The 25,703-nt window shown below is 58.3% G+C and carries 22 protein-coding genes and 1 pseudogene; 21 read left to right on the top strand and 2 right to left on the bottom strand.

All coding sequences use genetic code 11. The features are described 5' to 3' along the window. The first annotated feature begins 343 nt into the window (after nt 1–343). From GLX_RS00485 to GLX_RS00465, 5 genes are all read left to right on the top strand, one after another. Entirely contained in the window at nt 344–2,752 is a 2,409-nt protein-coding gene (locus GLX_RS00485; protein ID WP_050856074.1) for a TonB-dependent receptor, read from the top strand. Nucleotides 2,753–2,846: 94 nt separating this feature from the next. Beyond that, on the top strand, nt 2,847–4,169 hold the full coding sequence (locus GLX_RS00480; RefSeq protein ID WP_014104094.1) for a CapA family protein: 1,323 nt from the start codon (nt 2,847–2,849) through the stop codon (nt 4,167–4,169). 66 nt (nt 4,170–4,235) lie between these two features. Continuing rightward, complete coding sequence (locus GLX_RS00475; RefSeq protein WP_014104093.1) at nt 4,236–5,726, top strand: amidohydrolase family protein; 1,491 nt, start codon at nt 4,236–4,238, stop codon at nt 5,724–5,726. Then, nucleotides 5,723–6,709 carry a CobW family GTP-binding protein gene (locus GLX_RS00470; protein WP_014104092.1) on the top strand — a complete coding sequence of 329 codons (987 nt, stop codon included), beginning with the start codon at nt 5,723–5,725 and terminating at the stop codon, nt 6,707–6,709. Before GLX_RS00475 ends, GLX_RS00470 begins: the two co-directional genes overlap by 4 nt. Before the next feature lie 15 nt (nt 6,710–6,724). Continuing rightward, nucleotides 6,725–8,185: a M81 family metallopeptidase gene (locus tag GLX_RS00465; protein WP_014104091.1), complete on the top strand. Its 1,461-nt coding sequence runs from the start codon at nt 6,725–6,727 to the stop codon at nt 8,183–8,185. Nucleotides 8,186–8,252: 67 nt separating this feature from the next. On the opposite strand, the gene GLX_RS00460 is transcribed toward GLX_RS00465, so the two are convergent. Then, nucleotides 8,253–9,002: a DMT family transporter gene (locus GLX_RS00460; RefSeq protein WP_050856073.1), complete on the bottom strand. Its 750-nt coding sequence runs from the start codon at nt 9,000–9,002 to the stop codon at nt 8,253–8,255. Nucleotides 9,003–9,401: 399 nt separating this feature from the next. Here GLX_RS00460 and GLX_RS18785 point away from each other — a divergent pair, with 399 nt between their 5' ends. The 9 genes and pseudogenes from GLX_RS18785 to GLX_RS00420 all read left to right on the top strand — a co-directional run bounded on the left by GLX_RS18785 (nt 9,402) and on the right by GLX_RS00420 (nt 16,859). Continuing rightward, nucleotides 9,402–9,560 carry an Lrp/AsnC family transcriptional regulator gene (locus GLX_RS18785; RefSeq protein WP_014104089.1) on the top strand — a complete coding sequence of 53 codons (159 nt, stop codon included), beginning with the start codon at nt 9,402–9,404 and terminating at the stop codon, nt 9,558–9,560. 45 nt (nt 9,561–9,605) lie between these two features. Beyond that, nucleotides 9,606–9,965 carry an Lrp/AsnC ligand binding domain-containing protein gene (locus tag GLX_RS18780; RefSeq protein WP_014104088.1) on the top strand — a complete coding sequence of 120 codons (360 nt, stop codon included), beginning with the start codon at nt 9,606–9,608 and terminating at the stop codon, nt 9,963–9,965. A 111-nt stretch (nt 9,966–10,076) separates the two neighbouring features. Then, nucleotides 10,077–11,087 (top strand): 1-aminocyclopropane-1-carboxylate deaminase, encoded by a 1,011-nt coding sequence (locus tag GLX_RS00450; protein ID WP_014104087.1) that lies wholly within the window; start codon nt 10,077–10,079, stop codon nt 11,085–11,087. A gap of 212 nt (nt 11,088–11,299) precedes the next feature. Continuing rightward, nucleotides 11,300–11,485: pseudogene (locus GLX_RS19300) on the top strand (helix-turn-helix domain-containing protein); the annotation flags it as partial. Nucleotides 11,486–11,782: 297 nt separating this feature from the next. After that, nucleotides 11,783–12,286, top strand: a complete 504-nt coding sequence (locus tag GLX_RS18770) for a substrate-binding domain-containing protein (RefSeq protein ID WP_041247024.1) — start codon at nt 11,783–11,785, stop codon at nt 12,284–12,286. A 179-nt stretch (nt 12,287–12,465) separates the two neighbouring features. Then, a complete protein-coding gene (locus GLX_RS00435) occupies nt 12,466–13,533 on the top strand; it encodes a D-TA family PLP-dependent enzyme (RefSeq protein ID WP_014104085.1) in 1,068 nt (355 codons plus the stop codon). A 37-nt stretch (nt 13,534–13,570) separates the two neighbouring features. Next, nucleotides 13,571–13,939, top strand: coding sequence for a RidA family protein (locus GLX_RS00430; protein ID WP_014104084.1), 369 nt, complete (start codon nt 13,571–13,573; stop codon nt 13,937–13,939). A 53-nt stretch (nt 13,940–13,992) separates the two neighbouring features. Continuing rightward, complete coding sequence (locus tag GLX_RS00425) at nt 13,993–15,474, top strand: M81 family metallopeptidase (RefSeq protein WP_014104083.1); 1,482 nt, start codon at nt 13,993–13,995, stop codon at nt 15,472–15,474. Between the two features lie 50 nt (nt 15,475–15,524). Then, nucleotides 15,525–16,859, top strand: coding sequence for a GntT/GntP/DsdX family permease (locus GLX_RS00420; RefSeq protein ID WP_041247497.1), 1,335 nt, complete (start codon nt 15,525–15,527; stop codon nt 16,857–16,859). A gap of 30 nt (nt 16,860–16,889) precedes the next feature. Here GLX_RS00420 and GLX_RS00415 read toward each other — a convergent pair whose 3' ends face one another. Further along, the gene (locus tag GLX_RS00415) at nt 16,890–18,050 is read right to left on the bottom strand and encodes a M20 aminoacylase family protein (protein WP_014104081.1); all 1,161 of its coding nucleotides are present in this window, start codon (nt 18,048–18,050) and stop codon (nt 16,890–16,892) included. Nucleotides 18,051–18,400: 350 nt separating this feature from the next. Between GLX_RS00415 and GLX_RS00410 the strand changes: the two genes are divergently transcribed. From GLX_RS00410 to GLX_RS16415, 7 genes are all read left to right on the top strand, one after another. After that, a complete protein-coding gene (locus tag GLX_RS00410) occupies nt 18,401–19,681 on the top strand; it encodes an MFS transporter (protein ID WP_158309204.1) in 1,281 nt (426 codons plus the stop codon). 64 nt (nt 19,682–19,745) lie between these two features. Next, nucleotides 19,746–20,225, top strand: coding sequence for an Lrp/AsnC family transcriptional regulator (locus GLX_RS00405; RefSeq protein ID WP_014104079.1), 480 nt, complete (start codon nt 19,746–19,748; stop codon nt 20,223–20,225). 107 nt (nt 20,226–20,332) lie between these two features. Beyond that, nucleotides 20,333–21,454 (top strand): M20 family metallopeptidase, encoded by a 1,122-nt coding sequence (locus GLX_RS00400; RefSeq protein ID WP_231850358.1) that lies wholly within the window; start codon nt 20,333–20,335, stop codon nt 21,452–21,454. 38 nt (nt 21,455–21,492) lie between these two features. Then, on the top strand, nt 21,493–22,905 hold the full coding sequence (locus tag GLX_RS00395; protein ID WP_014104077.1) for a M20 family metallopeptidase: 1,413 nt from the start codon (nt 21,493–21,495) through the stop codon (nt 22,903–22,905). Between the two features lie 100 nt (nt 22,906–23,005). Next, nucleotides 23,006–23,932, top strand: a complete 927-nt coding sequence (locus GLX_RS00390) for a LysR family transcriptional regulator (protein WP_158309203.1) — start codon at nt 23,006–23,008, stop codon at nt 23,930–23,932. A gap of 143 nt (nt 23,933–24,075) precedes the next feature. Then, the gene (locus GLX_RS00385; protein WP_014104075.1) at nt 24,076–24,957 is read left to right on the top strand and encodes an NAD(P)-dependent oxidoreductase; all 882 of its coding nucleotides are present in this window, start codon (nt 24,076–24,078) and stop codon (nt 24,955–24,957) included. A 5-nt stretch (nt 24,958–24,962) separates the two neighbouring features. Next, on the top strand, nt 24,963–25,700 hold the full coding sequence (locus GLX_RS16415; protein WP_014104074.1) for a serine O-acetyltransferase: 738 nt from the start codon (nt 24,963–24,965) through the stop codon (nt 25,698–25,700). The last annotated feature ends 3 nt before the right edge of the window (nt 25,701–25,703 follow it).

The following is a 25,703-nucleotide window of genomic DNA, read 5'->3' as shown; positions in this document are numbered from 1 at the left end:
TCATTACCGACAATGCGAAAGCATACCCTCCCGATTAAAACCGAAATCGATATGAAAAAATACTCTAAAAAAATTTGAAAAAAATAAAAAAATTACCGTAAGTTTTTAATATTAAACAATATTATTGTCTTCATTTATTTTAAGCAATGAAAAAATTGTTGCCTTACGGGCAACGGTGAATAACAAAATAGCAGATGTAAAAACAAACCACATTCGTAATGATAAACGCAGCTTCCCGATAGGAACACAAAACGAGTCCTTTTCCCAACCCTACACACGATCAGGTGCTGCAAACTCTCATATGTTTGTGCCATCCCAGCATGATTGGAGGCGTGAGTTGAGCTTGAAAAAATTTGCACTACGCAAAACCTTGCTACTGGCGACGGCCTTCGGCTGGACAGGATATGACCTGCAGCACAGTGCCGTGGCAGCCAATACACAGCCTGCGCATACCACGGCACAGCGCCCCCATCGTGACACCCCGCAGCATGCCGCATCGGCACACACCACGGCAGCAGCCACAACCCTGCAATCCAGGGCAGCACCTGAAACCATCAGCGTGCGCCGCAACCGCGCCTTTCAGTTCTCTGCAGCACAGCACGAGCCGGATTCCACTTCGCACATCAGCGCTGCAACACTGATCGAGCAGCATGTGCAGACGGTCAATGACCTGCAGCGTCTGGTGCCTAACCTGACGATCCAGACCGAAGGCGGCTCCACTTCCGCATCGTATTACCTGCGCGGCATCGGTCTGGAAGATTACACCCAGAACAACATGTCATCCGTCATGACCTACTTTGATGACGTGGCGTACCCGATCAGTTCCATGAGCACGGGGCAGATGTTCGATGTTTCCGCCGTTGCAGTGGAACCAGGACCCGTGGGCACCGAGCATGGCATGGCCGATACGGGTGGTGAGGTGCGTATCGACAGTAACGCCCCCACCAAGGAATTCCATTACGGTGCATCAGAGGATATCGCTTCCTATGCCCGCAGCAAGACCAACACCTACGTATCAGGCTCGATCACGCATAACCTGCAATACCGCATCGCGGGGCAGATGCTCGAAGGTGGCGGCTATTTCCACAACCGTAATACCGGGCAGACCGTGGGCAATGCCAACATGGGCGCCCTGCGTGGCCGCCTGGCCTGGCAGCCCGACAGCAAGACCAACATCGACCTGATTGCCAACTGGTCACAAGATGAATCCCAGTCTGGCTATGGTTTCGTGCTAAGCGATCCGTATTCGTCCTCCACCTACGGCGCGCAGCCGCGCGACCAGAACATCTACAACACCGGGTGGAGCCTGAATCCGAATTTCGCGCACCTGGTGGGTATCAGCCCTAACAGCGTACCCAACAACCACAACGTGACCTGGAGCATTATCCTCAAGGGATCACGTGACCTCGGTTTTGCCAAGCTGAAGTCCATTACTTCTTTCGCCCAGCAGCAGCGCCACGAATATAACGACCGTGATGCTATGGACCTGCGCTCGGGTGATACATATTTCGTTGGTGAATCGAACGTCTTCTCGCAGGAACTCCGCCTGGAAGGCAGGCCGATGTTCAATGACCGGTTCAAATGGACCATCGGCACCTATTACAACCGTACCCGCACCTTCGGCGCGAACTGGTTTGACATGACGGGTACCAACCCCTCCGATCCGTTCATCCGTGACAGCTACCACAACCAGCCGGCCGAAACGTTCGATCAGTTCGCCAACCTGAGCTACAAGATCATTCCCAGCGTCCGCGTAAACTTCGGACTGAACCACGAGACCGATACCCGCCAGATCGTCGATGATACGGTCGTGCAATATTACGGTGCCACCAACACGAACAAAATGCTGATGAACGGGAGCCCCTTCCCCACCTTTGGTGCAATTACCAACCAGTTCTCCGGGCGTGTCGGCATTGATTGGCGCATCAACCACGATGTGATGGTGTATGCCTCCATCAAGCGTGGTGTGAAGCCCGGTGGCTTCACCACCAATACAACGGTCTCCGAAGTGCAGCTCAAGCCGTTCAAGCCAGAATGGGTGCTGGCCTACGAAATTGGGGTCAAGAGCGAGTTCTTCAAGCATCGCCTGCGCATCAACGCCGCCATGTTCTATGATGACTACCATGACAAGCAGATCCTGGGGCAGATCGTCATGCCCGGTCAGCTCAATATGGGCCTCAACCCCACACCGGGCATCTACGGTTCCTACATCAACGCGCCCAAATCCACCATCTGGGGCACGGAAGTGCAGATTCAGGCCCACCCCATCCGTGGCCTGAGCCTGACACAGAACATCGGCTGGGAACGCGGGACGTATGATGACTTCCAGGAAGTCAACCAGCAGGCTGTACAGGCCTACTTCGCCCAGACCCAGACATACAAGTCCTTCACCACGAACTATAACGGCGCGGACATGGGTATTCCCAAACTGACGCTGAACGGTTCGGTATCCTACCAGACCAGGCCGCTGCTGCATAATGCTTACACCCTGACATTCGAGGGTAACTACTCCTACCGCGGCGCACAGGGCTGGCAGCCTCGTGCAACAGGGGTTTACGTTATTCCCGCCTACTTCCTGATGGGTGCGAGCATTACCTTCAAGCCGCGCAATGGGCAGTGGTATGTCAATGCGTATGCCTCCAACCTGCTTAACCGCCATTATATCCTGAGCGAAACCTTCGCCACAGTTGACCAGGTCGGTTACGCCGGTGCGCCCCGCTTCGTGGGTGGACGTTTCGGATGTGATTTCTAATCCATGAAATAAGACATGTACCTGACTGGTATCCCATGCGGGATACCAGTCTTTTTTTGTTTCAAACACCATTGCATGAAAAGGAGATCAGGCCATGCGCATTGCCCTTACGGGAGACAGCATTCTGCTCCGTCGCCTCAACAGCCTGGAAGATGAAACGCTTCTTCCGCTATTCGACCTGATCCGCGGCGCGGATGTTGCTTTTACCAACCTGGAAGTGCTGCCAAACGATTTTCGGGGCGATCCGGCCCTGGAAAGTGGTGGGTCACATTTCGGTGCTCCGTCCTGGGTAATAGACGAACTGTGCGATGCAGGGTTTGACCTGTTTGCAACAGCCACCAACCACAGCCTTGACTATAGCATCTCCGGCCTGCGCGCCGCCATGGAAGCCATGCAGGCACGCGAACTGCTCTATGCCGGCGTGGGCGACTGTCTGGAAGCCGCACGCAGACCCACCTACTGCACCCGCCCACAGGGCACGGTAGCCATGACATCGTGTACATCCAGCTTTGCCACGGGACAGGAAGCCGCATCCCAGACCGATGGCATGCAGGGCCGCCCCGGCCCCAGCGCGCTGCATTTTGATACAATGCATACCATCACGCCCGGGCATTTTACGACGCTGCGCGATATTGCCGTATCACTGGGGCTGGAGACATTGCGGGAGCGGACCATCCAACTCGGTTTCGCCTTTCCTCCCACTGACCCGTCCGTGCTGCCCATCGGCGGCCTGAACTTCCGTGCCGGCGAACAGGCCCGCATCACCACCAGACCAAACGCGCGCGACTTGGCCGACATGGCACGCTGGGTGGAAGAAGCCCGCATGACTTCAGACAGGGTTATTGTCAGCATTCATGCCCATGAAGTGGGCTATAACCCCGCCGGCCAGCTTGACCCTGAAATCCCGGCGGAATTCCTGCGCACATTCGCCCATGCCATGATTGATGCGGGTGCCGACATTGTTGCAGGCCACGGGCCACATCTGCTGCGGGGCCTGGAAATCTATCGTGACCGGCCGATTTTCTACAGTTTGGGCAACTTCATCGGGCAGAACGAACTTGTGCCCCGCCTCCCTCATGATTCCTACCTGCGCTTCCGTGCCGATCCTGACCTGACACCCGCCAAGGTGTATCAGCAGCGCACACAGAACGATACCAAGGGCTTCCCTGCCGAAACACGGTTCTGGGAAACGGTGATGCCAATCTGTGAATTCGATGAAAACGGGCTGAAGTCCATCCGCATCTACCCGGTCAGCCTCGGGCTGGGCATGGAGCGGCACCGGCGCGGCGTTCCCTTCCTTGCAACCGGCGCGCATGCCCACAGCATAGAAGACCGCTTTACACAGCTCTCAGGTGCCATGGGCACGACCCTTGCCCGCGATGCAGAAGGGATCCTGTCCTATGTCCGCCCCTCATGACATCATGACAGAAACAGGACAGGTCACGCTGGCAGTTCCTTCGCCACAACACACAGGTAACGCGACATGTATGATATCGTCTTGAGAAATGGCCGATTGATCGACCCTGAAACCAGGCTGGACGTAATTGGCGATGTGGCCATAAACAACAGCGCCATCGTACAGGTTGGTAAGGTCGATGGTACGGGCCAACGGGAAATCGATGCAACCGGGCTGGTCATTGCGCCGGGTTTCATTGACATACATGCCCACGGCCAGTCGCTTGCCGCCGATCGCATGCAGGCGTTTGATGGCGTGACCACAACGCTTGAATTCGAAATCGGCTCCCTGCCGGTTGGTCTCTGGTACGAACAGCAGGCCCAGACCACCCGGCTGCTGAATTACGGCATATCCGTATCATGGGTCGCGGCACGGATCGCGGTCATGACGGAGCAGGATATCAACCATCCCCCGCTCACGCTCATGGGGCGTAGCATCGGCGACCGGCGCTGGGTGGATGACGTGGCGACCGACGCGCAGGTTGGCGCCATTACCGCCATGATGGAACAGGGGCTGCGTGAAGGCGGCATCGGCATCGGTATTCCCAATGCCTACCTGCCGGGCGCGGGGGTAAAGGAAGTCTCGCAGATATGCTCGCTGGCAGCGCGCTATGACGTGCCAACCTATACGCATATCTCCTTCTCTTCCAACATTGACCCGCGCAGTTCAGTGGAAGCCTATACCCGCCTGATCGGCTATGCCGGATCAACCGGCGCGCACATGCATATCTGCCACTTCAACAGCACCAGCCTCATGGATATCGAGCGCTGTGCCGAACTGGTGCGCAACGCGCAGGCACAAGGGCTGCGGATCACGGTGGAAGCCTATCCGTATGGCACGGCATCCACCGTCATTGGCGCGCCCTTCTTTGCTGATCCCGCTTTCCCGCAGCGGACGGGCCAGGGATACGACGCGCTCCAGCGCCTGGATAACGGCCAGCACATGACCAGCCGCGAGGACGTGCTGCGCGCCAGCGCGGAAAAGGCCGACAACCTGGTGCTGTGGCATTTTCTGGATGTGGAAAGCAACCAGCGCCACCGTGACCTGCTGGACATGTCGGTGCTATATCCCGGCGGCATCATCGCATCCGATGCCATGCCCTGGACCATGCCCGACGGATCGACCTACATGGGCGATGCATGGCCCCTGCCTGATGAAGCCGTAGCCCATCCGCGCTCGTCCGGCACCTTCACGCGGTTCCTGCGTGTTTACATGAATGAACGCAAGGCCGTCAGCCTGATGGATGCCATGGCCAAGTGTTCCTGGCTGCCCGCCACCATCATAGAATACGCGGCGCCGACCATGCGGCGCAAGGGGCGGCTGCAGGTCGGGTGCGATGCGGACATCTGTGTGTTCGATGCGGATACGATCAGCGACCGGGCGGAGTTCACCGCCATGAACCGGCCCGCGGTGGGCGTGAAATACCTGCTGGTCAATGGCCAGCCCGTGATCGAAGCGGGTGAACTGGTAACCAGTGCCAGCGCCGGGCAGCCGGTACGCGGGCGCTACCGGGCATGACAGCCGTCTCCCCCCCGCCCGGTACGCGTACGGGTGCGGTGCCTGTCATCGTGATTGGCGGGTTTCTGGGTGCAGGCAAGACAACCTTCATCAACCGGATCATCAACAGCTTCCCCACACGGAAACTGTCGGCCGTGGTCAATGATTTTGGCGCGATTGACATTGACGCCGATCTCATCAACCTCGGGCGCGAGCAAGTCATCCCGCTGCGCAACGGCTGTATCTGCTGTTCGCTGCAGGGTGACATGCTTTCGACCATCCGTTACCTGCTTGCACAACCCGTGCGGCCTGATGGCATCATTATCGAATGTAGTGGTGTTTCGCAGATTGGCGATGTAAAAACAGCGCTGCTTGATGCCGTATTCTGGAAGGAAGCGGCGCTGGACAGCGTGATCTGCGTGGCCGACGGGCAGGATATCCTGGAGGATCCAGCCTATTTTGCGCAGTCCCTGCGCGCCGAGCAGTTCCGGGACGGAGATTTCATCATTCTCTCCAAGATGGAGCAGATGCCCCCTGAACAGCGCCAGACCGTGCGTGAACGGGTGCTGGCACACGGCAAGCGCGCGGAATTCGTACTGGACAATACCGCCGTGGCGCAGATGGAAAACCTGCTGTTTTCCTTCTCCTTTGACCATACCGCTCCACTGCGTAAGACAACGGGCCTGCGCGCCAGCGATGCTGCTCCCGGCCAGCCCTTCGCCTCGCTGGCATGGGAAAGTGACCGGCCCATCGCGTTTGACATCTTCCAACAGGTCATTGGGGCGCATGCCTCTACCCTGCTGCGTGCGAAGGGCATTCTTTACGCCAGCCATGCGCCACACACACCCGCCGTGTTCCAGATGGTGGGCAATCGCGTAACCATGGGCGCAGGCCACGATCCGGAGATGGGCGCCCACCGCTCACGCATCGTTTTCATTGGATATGAGGGGCAGATCAACCTCAAAACCCTGCGCGCGGACATGGACCGCTGCGTGGCTGAATAGGTGGATATACGCAGCATGAAATATTTCATTGCGACGCTTGGAACCGAAACCAACACATTCTCCCCCATTCCAACCGGGCGCACGGCCTTCATGGGTGCGCGCGACTGGTTCCGGACCGATGGTAGCCTTCAGGCCACCACCGCCGCCACGCTGCCGCTGCGCACATGGCGCGCTCGGGCACAGGCTGACGGGCATGAAGTGGTGGAGAGCATCTGCGCCTTTGCCCAGCCTGCAGGGCTTACGCTCAGGGCCGTGTATGAAGAACTGCGCGAAATGATCCTTGATGACCTGCGCCGTGCCATGCCGGTCGATGTGGTCCTGCTTTCCATGCACGGCGCCATGATCGCGGTGGATTACGATGACTGCGAGGGCGACCTGCTTGCCCATATTCGTGCCATTACCGGCCCGCGCACCGTTATCGGCGCGGAACTGGACCTGCACTGTCACCTGACGGAAACCATGCGGGAAAATGCCAGCCTGATCATCACCTACAAGGAATACCCGCATGATGACATAGTGGAGCGGGCACAGGAGCTTTATGATCTTGCCACCCGTACCATACGGGGCGAGATCCATCCAGTTATCGCCTATTATGACTGCCGCATGCTGGCCATATGGCGCACCCCGTACGAACCCGTACGTTCCTTCGTGGACCGGATGCAGACATATGAAGGCCATGACGGCATCCTGTCGGTCTCGTTCGCCCATGGCTTTCCCTGGGCGGATATTCCCGATGTCGGTGCCAAGATGATGGTCATTGCCGATGGTGATGAAGCCGCGGCAGCGGCACTGGCCCGCAGGCTGGGCCGCGAGATATGGGACATGCGCGACAGCACGGTCGCAAGCTACGTCTCCCTGCCCGATGCGATCGGGATGATCAGGGACAATGACAGTAGCAAACTGATCGTGATTGCCGATGTATCCGACAACGCAGGCGGCGGCGCACCATCGGACAACACGATCATCCTGCGTGCGCTACTCGATGCCGGGGTGGATAACGTGGCTGTCGGCTGCATATGGGACCCCGCCGCCGTGGCCCTGTGCATCGAAGCGGGTGAAGGAGCGACCTTTGACCTGCGCCTGGGTGGCAAGTGCGGCGTGACATCGGGCAACCCGATCGATATGTGCGTGACCGTACGCCGCTGTATCCGCCCCCTGCTCCAGACAGGCCTGAGCAACGGTCAGGCCACTTTGGGTGACAGCGTGTGGCTGCACACGGCGGGGATCGATATTGTCGTGACATCCAACCGGCAGCAGACCTTTGCCCCCGATGCCTTTACCAATTGCGGCATCTCACTGGACAAGGCAGCCCTGGTGGTCAAGTCAGCCCAGCATTTCTACAACGCGTTTGCCGCCATTGCCGAGCGGATCATATTTGTAGCAGTACCGGGCTGTGTCATGCCCGACATGAACGGGCTTTCCTTACCCCGACGGACCATTCCAATGTGGCCCCACGTTGAGGATCCGTTTGCCTGACCGGTTACCTAGCCACGCCCACCGCCTTCTGCCATGCCGCCCGATCCTGTCGGGCGGCATTCATGTTTCAGGCACGGCTTTTTCCTACAGTTCCGGGCCAAACATGTCGGGAGTCAACGCAACCGGGCGGACCATGCCGATGGAGCACACGCCTACCATCACGTGCCGGAGTCCGTGCCGAAAGCACGCCACCGGCAATGATGAGGGCAAGCCCGATGCCCAGCACCGGGGTCATGACTTCATGCAGGAAAACCATGGACGCGAACAGCCCGATGACCGGCACCGCAAGCGTGATGCTGGACATGGAAAAAGTAGAGACCCGGCACCTGAATTCGCACGAAATGACAAAACATACCGATGTTGCCAGCGGACCGATGAACAGCAGCAGCCCCGCCAACTCACCAGACCAGACAATGTGCGAGGGCGGTCCTTCCTTTACCCATGCCCGCACGCTCAGCACAATGGTGGCAAGCAGCATCTGCCACGGGGCCAGCGCCAAGGGGGATGAAGTCCATTTGTGATGGCGCACGATCACGACTGACCAGCACATGGACGCAGCAAGCAGTATGCAATTGGCCTGCAGCGCACCCGGCCGGCTCCAGTCCATACCGATGGGTGAGCAGATCAGCACGATACCGCTAAGGCCGACGCACAGCGCCATTACCTGCCTATGGCCAGGACGCTGCTCCATGAACGCCCCATGAACAGCCATGCCAGCAGCGTGCCCCACAGCGGCGTGGTTGTAGGCCAGCAACGCCGCCCGCCCTGCATTCGTATGCTGCATGGCCACAAGCCCCAGCGCCGTGAACGCCATCATCTGCAATCCGCCGACGCTGAACACGATTGGCAGGTCACTACGTTTTGGCAGGGTAATCCCCTCCGAAACAGCAGGACGATGAGCAGCGTGGCACCAGCCCGCGCAAAACACAGAACCGCCAGCCATAGCGGTGGCGCAAGCGTTACGCATGTTTTCATGGCGGGCCAGCTCAGCCCCCATAGCAGCGCCATGACACCAAGCGCCACCCCCGTCCGGGCAGAAGGGGAAAGAGACCGGATTTTTATTTGTGGAGGAACCCTGCATCGCGCATTCGCACCATGTCCTGTGAAGAGTGCGGGAAATATATATTGGGTATTCTGAATAATAATTTCCTATTTTTATCCATCACCAAGTCTTTTCAGTAATAATTTTCCGTTTCATGAAAAAAAAGAGAAAAAAATGACTGACAATCGCTTTGACCTGGATGGAACCAGCCGCCAGATCCTGCGGGAACTGCAGAAAAATGCCAGCCTGACCAACCAGGAACTGTCGGAACGGGTGGGTATTTCCCCTTCCCCTGCTGGCGGCGGGTATCGGAACTGCGCAGTTCGGGCGTGATTACGTGCACGGTAACACTGCTCGATCCAGACCAGCTGGGGCTGAGTGTCAGTGTATTCGTACATCTCTTTCCAGCGCCAGGATCAAGCCTGGCTCAAGGAATTCGAGACACAGATCAGCCAGCGCTCCGAAATCATGGAATGTTATCTCATGACCGGGGAATCCGATTACATGCTACGTATCGTGGTGCATGACATAAGGGAGTTCCGTGATTTCATGATCGGCTTCCTGACCGCGCTGCCCAACGTATCCAACCTGCGTTCGCGCTTCGCGCTGTCACAGATCAAGTACACGACAGCCCTGTCACACTGCCCCGATCTGGCGATCAGGACGCTACGTAGAACCAAAAAATGTCATGCAATAATATTACATAAATTATGTTTTTATGAATTATATATTCTATAACTAACTATTTAATGAATTTTTACTTCATTTTATTAATTAAATAGAAATTACATTTCATATCGGTTGTGGCATGATCAATCTACAATTACCAAGCAGGAATGGACATTTCCCATGCTTTCCAAATTCAAGCGCTATCCGCTGACGTTCGGTCCCACCCATATCGAAAAGCTCTCCCGCATGAGCGAATACCTGGGCGGCGATGTGGAGATATATGCCAAGCGTGAAGACTGCAATTCCGGCCTTGCCGCTGGTGGCAACAAGCTCCGTAAGCTTGAATACATCGTTCCCGATGCAATCGACAGCGGCGCCGACACGCTGGTCTCTATCGGTGGCGTACAGTCCAACCATACCCGTCTGGTTGCCGCCGTGGCCGCCAAGATCGGCATGAAGTGCCATGTGATCCAGGAAAGCTGGGTACCGCACGAAGATGCGGTATACGACCGTGTCGGCAACATCCTGATGACCCGCATCATGGGTGCCGAAGCCCAGTTGGTCGATGAAGGGTTCGACATCGGCATACGCGACAGCTGGCTCAGGGCGCTGGAAGACGTGAAGTCCAAGGGTGGCAAGCCCTACGCCATTCCGGCAGGTGCTTCGGTCCATAAATATGGTGGCCTTGGCTATGTCGGCTTTGCCGAAGAAGTGCGCGCGCAGGAAGCGGAGCTTGGCTTTAAGTTCGACTTCATCGTGGTGTGCACCGTAACCGGTTCCACCCATGCCGGCATGGTTGTCGGTTTTGCCGAGGATGGCCGCGCGCGTAATGTCATTGGTATCGATGCTTCCTTCACCCCGGCACAGACGAAGGCGCAGGTTCTAGATATCGCGCAGAAAACGTCCGCTCTGGTCGGCGGCAAGGAAATCGCCGGTGACGATATCGTCCTGATCGAAGACTATGCCTACCCTGCCTATGGTGTTCCTTCCAAGGAAACAGTGGAAGCCATCCGCCTTTCCGCCCGTCTGGAAGCCATGATCACGGACCCGGTCTATGAGGGTAAATCCATGCAGGGGCTGATGGATCTGGTCAAGAAGGGCTTCTTCCCCAAGGGCTCCAAGATTCTCTATGCCCATCTGGGCGGCGCGCCCGCACTGAACGGTTACAGCTACACCTTCCGCAACGGCTGAATGCCGCAGCACCCGGATGCTGTATTCCCAGCATCCGGGCTCATGCCTTTACGGATACGATACCGCCTGCCGCCATTGTATTTCGCCCATTCGATACCGACACACCATGCAAGGACGACAAAGACCCGAACCCCATACGATTGGCACCACATCCGCCTGCATATCCCGTCATTGATCAATGGGGTTCGTCAGTCCAGAATCACAGCGGAAAGATGAAGGCGATGCTAGATGTTTGGTCCCGGGGTTCAAACATATCTGCCACATCATGGGATCTTGACGGTCGTATCCTCCAGTATTTCTTTACTGTTATCGCCGAAGGCTCCATTCGCGGCGCGGCCGAGCGGCTCAATGTCGCCGCATCCGCCGTCAACCGACAGATCGGGGATCTGGAATATCGCTGTGACCTCAAGCTGTTCGAACGCAAGCCACGGGGAGTCATTCCCACCACCGCGGGCCGCGCGCTGGCGGATTTTGTCCGCATCCAGCATGAATACAGCGAGCGGCTGCTGAACTATTTCTGTATCCTTCACAGGCAGCATGAGAGATCATGCGCATCTGCTGCGCGGAAGGTCTGGCCGAGGATATCATCGACCATATCCTGCCGCTTTTCCAGCAGGCGTTTTCCCGCACCCGCCTGCAGATACAGGGCAGGCCAGCAGCCGAAATCGCCAGTGTGCTGCTGGAAGGCGGTGCCGATGATCGGCTTAACCTACGACCTTGTGCCATGTCAGGGCATACGCAGCGTACTGTGCGCCAGCCAGCCCATATCCATTATTGTCCATGCCGGGCACGAATGGCTGGAACACATCCGCATACGCCCCCGGCACCTTGCCGCCAGGCCCCTCGTCCTGCTGAGTAAAAACCACGCCCTGCGCCGCAGGCTGCCGCAGATGGAAACCAATGCAAGCGTCTGTTTCCAGCCCACACTGGAAGCCGCGGACATCAATACCCTGCGCAGTTTCGTCATGTCAGGCCAGAGTATTTCACTACTGCCGCATTCTGCGGTGCGCAGGCAGGCAGAGGCCGGCGTGCTGCGCACGATCCCGCTCGACAACATGCCCCTATGCGTCACGACGCATGTCGTAGACCGGGTCCAGCGCCGCATGGACCCCATGCTCAAGAGCTTGCTGGGCATGCTGGCCGATCATCACCCCGCCCTGCAGCCCCCGGTCGATTCCGTTACCAGACTGTCCGCCTGATCCGGGCGTGAGTGCTGGAGGAATGACGGATTTCCCGACCTTAATGAAAATATTTTTTTATCGCGTTTTTGTAATGAATAATAATTTTACACGCTTCACTCACCGCATTATGTTTCATCGAACCTTTTATCGATAACGGTTGGTGGGTCTGATCCATCTGCCTGAAACGCGGGAAGACGATGTCGATTTCCATTGATAAGCTCGATACCCCGGCCGTGCTGGTTGATATCGACAAGGCATTTTCCAACATCAATAAGGCCCAGCATTACGCCAACACGCATGGCTTCAGCCTACGGCCGCATATCAAGACACACAAGCTACCCTATTTCGCCCACCAGCAGGTCAAGGCGGGGGCAGTGGGCATTACCTGCCAGAAACTGACCGAAGCCGAAATCATGGCGCAGGCGGGCCTGTCTGACATCCTGCTGACCTACAACATCATCGGTGCGCACAAGCTGGGCCGTATGGTCAATCTTGCCCGTCAGGTCACGCTGTCTGTCGTGGCGGACAATATACCGGTAGTGGAAGGTTACGACCGGGTTACCGCCGGGACGGATATCGCGCCGCTCAGGGTTTTTGTCGAATGTGATACCGGCGGTGGCCGCTGCGGGGTCCAGACCGTTGACGAGGCCCTGACCATCACGCGCCGCATAATGTCCGCGCCAAATCTGCAGTTTGCAGGACTGATGACCTACCCCGCCGCAGGCAAGCAGGCACAGTCCGACCAGTGGCTGGGCCAAGCCAAAGCCGTTTTTGAAGCAGCCGGCCTGCCCATTCCCGCCATTACCGTAGGTGGAACGCCGGACCTGTGGACGGCAGGCGACATGCAGAACATGTCCGAATACCGTCCCGGCACGTATATCTACATGGACCGCTCCCAGGTTGCGGTGGGTGCCGCCACGCTCGATGAGTGCGCGCTGACGGTACTGGCCACCGTGATCAGCCGTCCGACAGAAACACGCGCCATTATCGATGCTGGCACCAAGACCCTCACCAGCGACCTGCTGGGACAGGATGGCTACGGCCACATCATCGACCATGAGGAAAGCCGCATCACCGCACTGAGCGAGGAACACGGCACGATCAGCGCAGGCGCGGACGCCACCCTGCCCGGCATAGGGGAAAAGGTCCGTATCATCCCCAACCATGCCTGCGTGGTCACAAACATGTTCGACCATGTCTATCTTGTCTCGAACGGCAAGGTTGTCGACCGCCTGCCGGTTGCGGCCCGTGGCGGCGTGAGTTGACCCACAAACATACCACCATCACAACAATACGGAGATCATGATGAAAAAGGTTTTTGGCAAGGCCGCCGTTCCCCTTTCAATGGCAGTCCGGGCGGGTGATTACGTCTATATCTCGGGGCAGGTACCGGTCGTGGATGGCAAGGTGGTGGAAGGGGGCATAGAGGCCCAGACCGCTGCGGTCCTGGACCATGTCACCGCCGTTCTGGAAACGGCAGGCTGTACAATGAGCGATGTGGTCAAGACCTTCGCCATCCTGACCAGCGCCAGTGACTTCAAAGCGTTCAACAAGGTCTATGCAACCTATTTCCCTGTTGAGCCTCCAGCCCGCACCACTGTCGAAGCCGGCCTGATGGCTGCGGACATCATGGTCGAAATCGAGGCGATTGCCTACAGGCCCATTGGCTGATCCTCTTTCCCGCCTGCCCTCTGGATGGTCCTGATGACCGGAGGAGAATAAACGTGCGTGTATTTGTTGCCTCGCTTGCAACCGAGACAAATACCTTTTCCCCAATACCGACCGATCTCAATGCCTTCAAGAGCGCGTTCTACGCTCCCCCGGGGCAGCACCCGCCAACACCGACCCTGTGTTCCGCTGTCGTGCCCGCCCTGCGCGCGCGCCAGCAGGCGGATGGTTTTGAACTGGTTGAAGGCACCTGCACATGGGCTGAACCGGGTGGTCTGGTAAAACGGCAGACCTATGAAGGGCTGCGAAACGAAATACTCGGGCAGCTCAAAGCCGCCATGCCGGTGGATGCCGTTGTCATGGGCCTGCATGGCGCCATGGTTGCGCAGGGCTATGATGACTGTGAAGGCGACCTGCTTTCACACATACGCGCATGCGTTGGCCCGGATGTGGTGATTGGCGCCACGTTCGACCCACACAGCCACCTCACCCCCCTGCGGGTAAGCTGCCTGAATATCATGAACGCCTTCCTTGAATTTCCACATACGGACTTCATGGTGCGCGCCGAGCAGGTGATTGATCTGGTGCTGCGCGCCGTGCGGCACCAGATCAGGCCGATCATTTCAACCTTTGACTGCCGTATGATCGACGTGCTGCCCACCAGCCAGCAGCCCCTACGCGGTTTTGTTGACCGCATCCGCGCCATGCAGGGCCACGACGGCGTTCTGTCCGTCTCCCTCATCCACGGGTTCCTGGCCGGCAATGTAGCGGATCTGGGCACCCAGATTGTCGTGGTAACGGACAATGACGCCCGCAAGGGCCAGCATCTGGCGCATGAACTGGGTATGGAAGTCTTCGGCTTCCGGGGCAGCACGCGCATGCACACGCTGCAGCCGGCACAGGCCATAGCCCGCGCGCAGACTGCTATTGCCGATCCTGCCATAACTGCCCCCATTGTCCTGGCCGACATATGGGACAATCCCGGTGGGGGCGTGGCGGGGGATGGTACCCTGCTGGTTGCTGACCTGCTCCGGGCTGGTATTGACAACATGGCGATCGCGACCATCTGGGATCCGGTTGCCGTTTCCTTCTGTGAAGCGGCCGGCAAGGGCGCGCGGCTTCACCTACGCTTTGGCGGCAAATCCGGCCCGGGCGGCGGTGACCCGATCGATGCCGATATCGAAGTGCTGGAAGTTGTTGACCAGGCCTGGCAGAGCTTTGGCGAAAGCCAGGTGCCACTGGGTGCCAGTGCCGTTATCCGTATTGCCGGAACCCGGAACGATATCATCCTCAATACCAACCGGACCCAGTGTTTCGAGCCCGATATATTTTCCAACCTTGGCATCGATCCGTTAGGCAAGGATGTACTGGTTGTCAAATCAACCAATCATTTCTACGCGGGTTTTATCGGCATTGCTTCCGAAATACTTTATGTCGATGCGGGCACCCACTATCCATCCGACCCGCTGCGTACGCATTACACCAAACTCAGCCGCAAGATCTGGCCGATCGTGGAAAACCCGCATGATCTGAAATAAACGGCGCGACCACGCGTATCTTGCCGCATGCCGCATGGAAGATGACTGAAATGTCACTGACTTACGCTCTGATTACCGGGATAGTGGCAATCGGGCTGATCATTGTCCTGATTGCCCGCTTCAACATCAATTCCCTGCTCGTGCTGTTTGGCGTGGCCATTGCGCTGCTACTGGCGGCGGGGGATACCCCGGCGCAGGCCGTGGCATCATTTCAGCATGGGGCGGGCAACGCGCTGGGCAGCATTGGTTTCCTGCTTGCATTCGGAACCATGTTTGGCAAGCTGATTGCCCAGTCGGGTGCGGCCGATACCGTGGCGCTATCCGTCATGGCCCGGTGCGGGGCGCGTAACCTGCACTGGGCCATGGCGGGCATTGGCATGATTGTGGGGCTACCCATATTCTTTGACGTGGGCTTCATCCTTCTTGCCCCGCTCGCCTTCATCGCGGCACAGGAAAGCCGCAAGCCGGTCCTGTTCGCCATCCTGCCACTCATGGCCAGCCTGTCCATTGCCCATGCGGTCATGCCCCCCCATCCGGCCATCATGCAGGCCATTGGCATCTATCATGCCAACCTGCTTGAAAACATAGCGCTGGGCCTGCTGATCATGGTGCCCACGGCCATCATAAGCGGGCCTTTGTTCACGCAGTTCATCATGCGCCACATCGGCCCGATCGATACCAGCCCGATGGAAGCCGAATTCCTCTCGCGCACGGCCCTCTCCATCCGCCCCTCACTGGGCAGGAGCCTGCTGTGCATCCTCCTGCCCTTCCTGCTGATCGGGTGCGGGCAGATGCTGACAAACCTGTCAACGCAGGGCTGGCTGCATATGCTGGGGCAGTTTCTGGGTGAGACGAATGTCTCCCTCATCATCTCGCTGATGGTGACCGTATTACTGCTCTGCCTGCCCAATGGCATGACGACACGACAGGTTGCACACGCCCTGCATACATGTCTGGCCCCCACGGGATTTGTCATCCTGCTGGTTGGTGCGGGCGGCGGTTTCGGGCAGGCCGTTATTGACAGCGGCATTTCCCGCACCTTGACAACGGCAGCGCTGTCGGCCCATGTTCCACCGCTGCTGCTGGCCTATCTTTCTGCCGTGATTGTCCGGCTGGCTACAGGTTCAGCCACGGTCGCAACCGGCACGGCGGCCAACCTGCTGGCTCCGGCCATGGCGGAAATGCACGGCGTCTCACCCGAACTGCTGGTGCTGGCCACGGGGGCAGGGTCCATTGCCTTCGGTCCGGTCAATGATCCGGTTTTCTGGCAGCTCAAGGAATATCTGGGCCTGTCATTGTCCCAGACCTTTATTGTCTGGTCGGGAACGGAAACCCTGATTTCCGTGATTATCCTGCTCTTCACGCTGGGTCTGTCGATCCTGTAACGCACGGTGCCTTACAGGATATTCCTGCCCTTACCCTACGGGCAGGGCACGTTCCGCCAGGCGCGACAGGATCGAGGCGCCAAAGACCAGCGCCTCATCATTGAAATTGTATTCCGGGTGATGCAGCATCTGCGTATCGCCATTACCCAGGCATAGATAGGCCCCTGGCACACGTTCCAGCATATAGCTGAAATCTTCCGAAGTCATGACCGGCTCCATGGCGGGATTGATGTTCTCCGTGCCACAGATATCGCCTGCGGCCGCGACCATCAGTTCCGTGCAGGTCGGGTCATTAATCACCGGCAGGAATTCCACCGGAAATTCCACTTCGGCTGTCGCGCCAAACGCACTGGCAACACCCGTGGCAACACCATGCATGCGCGCGCGCATGTCCTGCAGCAGGGCAGGATCAAGGCAGCGCAGCGTACCCCCGATTGTCACGGAATCCGGTATGACATTACTTGCATGCCCTCCTTCAATCCGGGTCACGCTGATCACGGCTTCCTTATAGGGTGGCACGTTTCTGGATACGATTGACTGTAGTGCCGTCACGACATGACAGGCACAGAGCATGGGGTCGATCGCGCGTTCCGGCCGTGCGCCATGCGCGCCCCTGCCTTTTACGGTAATTTCGAAAAAGCCACCGCCCGCCCACAATGCACCGGCATTGATGGCGCAGCGCCCGACCGCAAGGCCGGGCCAGTTATGCATGCCGAATATGGACTGGCAGGGAAAATCCTCGAACAGCCCATCGCGCAGCATGGCCGCAGCGCCCCCACGGCCTTCTTCGGCGGGCTGGAAAATGAAATTGACGGTTCCGTCAAACCGCCGCGTTTCCGCCAGATAGCGCGCAGCACCCAGCAGCATTGTGGTATGGCCATCATGCCCGCAGGCATGCATCCGCCCGGCATTCACGCTCCGGTAGGCAAGGTTGCCCAGTTCTTCCATCGGCAGGGCATCCATATCGGCACGCAAACCGATTGAACGTGTGGATGTGCCATTTTTCAGAACACCGACAATACCCGTTCCGCCGATATTGCGATGGACTGTAATACCCCACTCCTGCAGCAGGTCGGCCACGGTATCGGATGTCCGGTATTCCTCCATGCCCAGTTCGGGATGCTCATGGAAATCCTGCCGTATGGCAATCAGTTGCTTGCGATAGGTTTCGATTTTTTCAAGAACAGCCATTCTTCACCAATCTGGCCCCAGGGCCTGTAACAGATAGTGTGTACCCATACGCCTGCCACGGGCAGGCGCACAGTACGCCACGGAATTCATCGTGATCATAAGCACAAAATGCGTATCCAGAACGGATAAACACGCTCACGTTCCATCCTGCACCGCACGGGGGGATAATCTGTTGCGTTCATACAACATGATACTTTCCAATCCTCGCAACAACAGGCACTTATAAAATTGCGCTCATATCGTTTACGCAATAATATAAATTCCAGCAGCCAGGGGATGCAGCCATCCCTCATGTGACGCGACAGCGCTGTCACCCGTCAGCCCACACGGAACCAATGGGAGAGCACATCTTGCACAACAGATCGCGAAAAACACACAACATTGTCGCGGCCACAATTGGCAACACCCTGGAATTCTACGATTTTACCGTATACGCCGCTTTTTCCACCTTCCTGTCGCAGGCCTATTTCCCAACCGGCAACCCGCACCTGATGCTGCTGCTTTCCACCGTCATTTTCGGAATCGGCTTTCTCTCACGCCCCATCGGGGCGATGGTGATGGGCGCCTATGCCGACCGTTACGGCCGGAAACAGGCGATGACACTGACCATCTGGCTCATGGCGCTTGGCAGCCTGATGATCGGTGTGCTGCCCGGTTATGCCACGCTGGGGCTGGCGGCACCGCTGCTGCTGACCCTAGCGCGGCTGATACAGGGCTTCTCTGCTGGCGGGGAGATGGGAAGCACGACCGCTTTCCTGGTTGAATCATCGGCCAGAGACCGGGTTGGCCTGGCAGCAAGCTGGCAGATCGCTACACAGAATATCGGCTCGATCATCTCCGGTCTTGGCGGCATCGGGCTGGGGGCATGCCTGTCAAACACCCAGCTTGCGGGCTGGGGCTGGCGGCTGCCTTTCCTGTTCGGGGCCATCATTGCACCGGTCGGGTTCTGGATACGCCGCAACGTGGATGAAACGCTGCATGTCGGGCAGACACTGCACAGCATGGGCACGGTCATCAGCCACCTTCTAACACAGATGCCAGGCCGCATCGCCCTGTGCATCATGCTGGTAGCCGGCAATACCGTTGCGCAGTATTTCTTCTTGTATGGCACCATATTTTCCATACATGACCTGCATTTTCCTGCAGCTTTTTCTATCTCCATTAATATTGCGCTGGGTGTAGTGGGCTTCCCGGGGGCGCTGCTGGGCGGTTACCTGGCAGACCGCTACGGCCCGTTCCGTATCGTGCTGGTTACCCGTTTCCTGCTGTGCGTGCTGCTTGTTCCCGCCTTCATGCTTCTGCTGGCCCATCCCACGCCCGCCGTCTTTACAATCGTGATCATGTTCCTCATGTCATTCCACGCAGTGAGCACAGGCGCATGCATCTGCCTGCTGCCCGCCATGTTTCCCATGAAGGTGCGTACTCTTGGTACCGGACTGTCCTACGCGCTGGGTGTTACAATATTCGGCGGCACGGCACAGCCAATCTTTACCATGATGATTGCCAATACGGGCAATAACCTGTCGTGGATCTATTATGTCGTGGGCATGTTGTGCATCTCGTCACTATCCCTGATCTTCCTGTGGCGCATGCCGGGCACCCGCACCACCGTGGCATGCGCTGACCGGTAGCCCGGAGCGCATGAAACACCATTCCTTCCCCGTATCCGTTCCCATGTGCAGAGTAATAAAACAGATGAAAGAAACAACGGAAGAACGCAGCCTAGACAAGGCGGACCGCAAGATCCTGCGTTTCCTACAGAAAGATGGCCGCATGGCCAATGCCGACCTGGCGGTAAAGGCAAACATAAGTGCCGCCACATGCCACCGTCGTATCCAGATGCTTTTAAAGGCCGGTTTCATACGCAGTGTCCGCGCCCTGCTTGACCCGGCAATGCTTGATCTGGGCAGCCTTGTGCTGGTGGGCGTGGTGCTTGACCGTTCCACACCCGAAAGCTTTGCCGCGTTTGAACAGGCAATCCGTACAATACCTGCTGTTCTCGACTGTCATCTGGTGGCAGGCGACTTTGATTACTTTTTGAAAATTCGTGTAAAAGACATGACAGATTTCAACAGGCTGCATGGCTCAAAACTCCTGGCCCTGCCAGGAGTACGCCAGACACGCACGTTTTTCGTAATGAAAGAAGTCGTGGATAATGCACCGCTCGATATATGATATGCCCGTAAGGCGTATGCATGGTATCCCCGTTGGTATATTACTGCAAAATAACGAGATGCGCCCTTGCCGCCATGGCGCGTGATTCCCGCAGGCAGGTTACAGACATGATCGAGGAACACACACTCCTGAACGAAATACGTTCATGGGTGGAAATAGAAAGCCCAACTGACTGCACCGCCGCCGTCAACCACATGATGGACCGGGCACAGGCCACGGCACGGACTGGCGGCCTGCAATCCAGACGTTACCCCGGCACCCACGGCTATGGCGACCATGTCCTTGTCCATGCTCCCGGTGATGACCTGACCAGACCAGGCATACTTGTCCTGAGCCATCTGGATACCGTTCACCCGCCAGGCACGATAACGCACAAGCTGCCTTTCAGGGTGGCGGGGGATCTGGCTTATGGTCCGGGTATCTATGACATGAAGAGTGGTGCCGTGATGGCGCTGGCGGCCCTGTGCAGCCTTGTGCGCAGGGGGCAGTCAATGCCGTTACCGGTAAGGCAGCTTTTCGTATCGGATGAGGAAATCGGCAGCATCTCGTCCCGCCCCCTTATTGAAGAACTGGCTCGCGGCGCACGTTATGCGCTGGTAACCGAACCTGCCCGCCCCGGGGGCGAAATCGTGACCGGCCGCAAGGGCACCGCGCGCTTTACCATGCAGGTCACCGGCAGGCCCGCCCATGCCGGCACGCATCATGCCCAGGGTCAGAGCGCCATAAAGGAACTGGCCCGGCAGATACTCGACCTTGAAGCCATGACCGATTACGCGCAGGACATCACCATCAATGTCGGCCTGATTCAGGGGGGAACGGGTGCCAATGTCGTGCCCGAAACGGCGGTGGCTGAAATTGACATGCGTATGCCCGACAGCGCCACCGGCCTGCCCACCGTCAACCGCATTCTGGCCGCCGCACCACATAACCCCGAAACACAGGTTACCATCACCGGCGGCATCAACCGGCCGGGCTACAGCAAAGACGCTGCCATCACGGCCCTGTTCAGCCACGCGGCGCAACTGGCGGGGCGTTATGGCATCGAACTGCGCGATGTGTCCTCGGGCGGGGGAAGCGACGGGAATTTCACCGCGGCCATGGGTGTACCCACCCTTGATGGGCTGGGTCCGATCGGTGCGGGCGCGCACACGCTGCACGAACATATACGCATCCCATCGCTCATACCACGCACCCTGCTCTTTCGTGACCTGCTTGCCACACTGGCCTGAGCACAAGATCCCACTTCATATTTTTCTTGGAATGGATAATGAAAAACGCTGATCAAATCTGGAGCAATGTCGATGCCCTGGGCAAAGACTTTTCCTCCTTCGCCGACCGTATCTGGGAAACGCCAGAACTGGCCTATGATGAATACAGGTCCGTTGATACGCAGCAGGACATGCTGGAGCGGTCCGGCTTCCGCATCACGCGTAACCTGGCGGGCATTCCCACCTCTGTCATGGGGGAAGCAGGCGAAGATGGCCCGGTTATTGCCTTTCTAGGTGAATTCGATGCCCTGCCCGGCCTGAGCCAGCAAGCCGGCGTTGCCACCTGCAGCCCACTGCCGGGCAATGGCAACGGGCATGCCTGTGGCCACAATTTGCTTGGAGGGGCCGCCATGCTGGCGGCAACGGCGCTTAAGAACTGGATGGCCGAAAACGGCATTGCCGGACGGGTGCGCTATTATGGCTGTCCGGCAGAAGAAGGCGGCGCCGCCAAGACCTACATGGTGCGCGATGGTGTATTCAGTGATGTGGATTTCGCGGTGTCGTGGCATCCCGGTTCCATGGCTGGCGTGTTCTACCCGGCCTCCCTGGCCAACATGCGCATCGATTTCACGTTTCATGGCCGTTCGTCACACGCAGCGGCGGCCCCCCATCTGGGCCGTTCGGCGCTGGATGCGGCGGAACTGCTCAATATCGGCACCAATTACCTGCGTGAACACATGCCAAGCACGGCACGCGTGCACTATGCCTATCTGGATGCGGGCGGTGAAGCGCCCAATGTTGTGCAGTCAAAGGTAACCATACGCTACCTGGTACGCGCCGATAACCTAGCAGAACTGCGCAGCCTGGCGGAACGGGTCCGGAAAATAGCCCACGGCGCCGCGATGATGACGGAAACCCGCGTGGAGGAAAGCGTGGTCAGTGCCGTATCCAACCTACTGGGCAATGCCCCGCTGGAAGATGCGATGTACGCCAGCCTTGTCCGTCTGGGACCGCCGCAATATGACAAGGAAGATTACGATTTCGCGCGTGAAATACAGAAGACGCTGACACCGGCGGATATCCGTTCCGCCTATCTTGCCGTGGGCTTGCCCCCGCGTGATGACACGCCGTTATGTGACCAGATATCCCCCATGGGGTTTGTGCCGCCGCCCTTCGGTTCCACAGATGTTGGCGATGTGAGTTGGGCGGTGCCCACGGTGCAGGCATGGGGAGCAACCAGCGCCATTGGTACCCAACTCCATTCCTGGCAGATGACCGCGCAGGGCAAAAGCGGTATCGCCCACAAGGGCATGATCCATGTGGCCAAGGCGATGGCCGCGACCGCGCGCGATGTATTGATGGACCCGGCCCTGCTGGAACGTATCAAGGCATTCCATGCGGACCATCTGGCACGCGAACCCTATGTCTGCCCACTGCCTGATAATGTAACACCCCCCATTCAGGACCGGTAAGCGCCTGACAGGCATGCCACGGCACGGTTCCCGCATCCATGCCATGCCATGCCCGCAACCTGAAACAACACGGCCCCGGCCAAAAGAGTGGACACAGACCATGGTAACAACATGGGATATCGATACGCGACTGCTGCGCTATTTTCTGACCGTTGTAACCGAGGGGTCCATCCGCGGGGCTGCAGACAAACTTAATATCGCGGCATCGGCCATCAGTCGACAGATCGGAGAGTTCGAGGTGCGCTGCGGCACGCCGCTGCTCGAACGCAAGCCCCGCGGCGTGGTGCCAACACAGGCCGGGGCCGCACTGGCCGATTACGCCCGCATGCAGATTGAGGATGGCGAGCGTTTTCTCAATTACCTGCGCCGCCTGCGGGGCCTGCAGGATGGCGCCATCCGTATCGCCTGTGGCGAAGGCTTCAATGGCGACCTGATCGAAAACGCCCTTGTTCCCTTCGTGCAGGCGCACAAGGAAAGCACTTTCCATCTGATACAAGCCGGTACGATGGAAATTGTCGATGCGGTGCTTGAAGGCCGGGTGGATATCGGGCTGGCCTATGACCCGCCCCGCATGGTGGGTATCCAGTCGGTTGTCAGTGCGCGCCAGTCGTTGCATGCCATCATGCAGCCTTCCCACCCGCTGGCCCAGGTCAGCCAGGTGCACCTGAAGGATCTGGTTGACATACCCCTGGCGCTGCCAACCGATTCCTATGGTATCCGCGCCCTTCTGCGTCGGGTCGAGGCCAGCAGCGGGGTACTGCTCGTACCAAGCATACAGTGTGCAACGCTGGATATGCTCCGGCGGCTGGCCCTGTCAGGGGTTGCCGTAACTTTTCTGCCGCCCTTTACCGTATTTCATGAACTGACAACGGGAGAACTGGCAGCGGTTCCCCTAGCCGAGCCTTTTGCAGGCGAGGCCAGCGCCCACCTGATCATACGCAGCCAGCGGCGGCTGTCCATGCCCATGGAACATCTGCTGGACATCATCTCAAGCCGCGTGCGTGCATTCCAGCCCGATCCCTCATGACGTGACCCTGCGTTGTGGATTGGGCAACACCCCATCGCAAAACAATACTTGTTTGTTATTCGTAATGATGACACGATTTTTTTAAGTAAATGTCCTGCAAATAACAGGAACAATAGATTTATTTTTACAGTCCGGAACATGTAATGGCACAGTCCCCCAAAATAGCTGTTGTTGGCCTGGGCAATATGGGCCTGCCCATGGCGGCACTTCTGGCTCACAGACAGTTTGACATCACCGGGTTTGACGTAAGCAGTGAGCGCGTTGCCTTGGCCGTGCAGGAAAACGTGCCCTGCACGCACGATCTTACCGGCCTGCTGCAGGATGCGGACATCATCATCGCCTCTCTGCCCAATGATTCCGTGGTGGAAAAGGTATTCCTGCAACCCGATGGCCTTCTGGCGCGCACGGACAGACGCGCCATTGTTATCGACACCTCCACCGTAAGCCCCGGCACCACCCGGCATATTGCGACCCTGATGCGCAGGGCAGGCCATGGCTGGCTGGATGCGCCGGTCAGTGGAGGGGCGACCGGCGCACGCGACGGCAAGCTGACCATGATGGTGGGGGGCACGGACGCAGATCTGGCCGATGTACGCACCGTAACCGACGTTCTGGCCGCGCGCGTGCTGCATGTAGGTTCCAGTGGCGCTGGCAATGTAGCCAAGCTGGTCAACAACATGCTTGTGGCCGCCCATATGCTTACCGCCGCTGAAGCGCTGCGTCTGGGACAGGCAGCCGGCGTGCAGGCGGGTGACCTGCTGAAGGTCATCAACGCATCAACCGGGCGCAGCGCCGTGAGCGAGAACACATTCCCGCGCTGGGTTCTGAATGACAGTTTTGACAGCGGCTTCAGCGCGGGCCTCATGCGCAAGGATGTGGCACTTGCACTCAGCCTGGCCCGGGATGTCCATGCCAGCCTGCCGCTCAGCACCGAAGTCGAACGTCTGTGGAATGCCTGCCGCAAGACCTGTCCCGACAGCGCCGATTTTACACGCGTCGGCAGTTCTGAAACACAGCCGGCCTGATGTAAATGACCACGGCATGGGACACACTGTGCAATACGCTGGGCCGGGCCGAACCGGCCCTGTGCGGCGCGGGGGGCGCCATCATTACACTGCCTGCGGGACTGGCCGCACGTCTTGCCGCTTTTACCCAACCCGTATGGCTGAATGCACAGACATGGCAGTCAGTCCTGCACGATTTGTTCAGCCGCAATAGCAATCTGGCGGAACTGGTCATGGAGGATCTGACCGCCATAGCCGGGCGCAACCTGGAGGAAGGGGGGCTGGTCGCCACCTGGATTGGTGGCCGGGGGTTCCATGCCCTGTTCGCGCATCGGGCCATTCACGCCTTATGGCAGGAGAACCGGCAGGAACTGGCCCAGGCGCTCAAGGCATCGCTTTACACAACAGGATGTGACATCCATCCCGCCGCCCGATTTGGCCGCCGCATATTCCTTGACCACGCCGTGGGCACGGTAATCGGAGAAACCGCCACTATTGGAGATGACGTCTCGTTATGGCACGGCGTGACATTGGGGAGCACCCTGATGGAAGAAGGCGACCGACACCCCAAGATCGGACCAGGCGCCGTGATCGGCGCGGGTGCGATCATTCTGGGCAATATCACGATCGGGCGCGGCGCCATTGTGGCTGCCGGCAGTGTGGTCCTGCACGCGGTTCCGCCATGGCGGTTGGTTGCGGGCAATCCGGCTGCATTGAAAACAGGATACGTCCATCCATTCGGAATGAAACCGGAACAAGATTGAGGT

This window comes from Komagataeibacter medellinensis NBRC 3288 (assembly GCF_000182745.2).
Taxonomy (GTDB): Bacteria; Pseudomonadota; Alphaproteobacteria; order Acetobacterales; family Acetobacteraceae; genus Komagataeibacter; species Komagataeibacter medellinensis.
The sequence above is the reverse complement of the archived record's forward strand: the minus strand, read 5'-3'. Positions and strand labels throughout refer to the sequence as shown.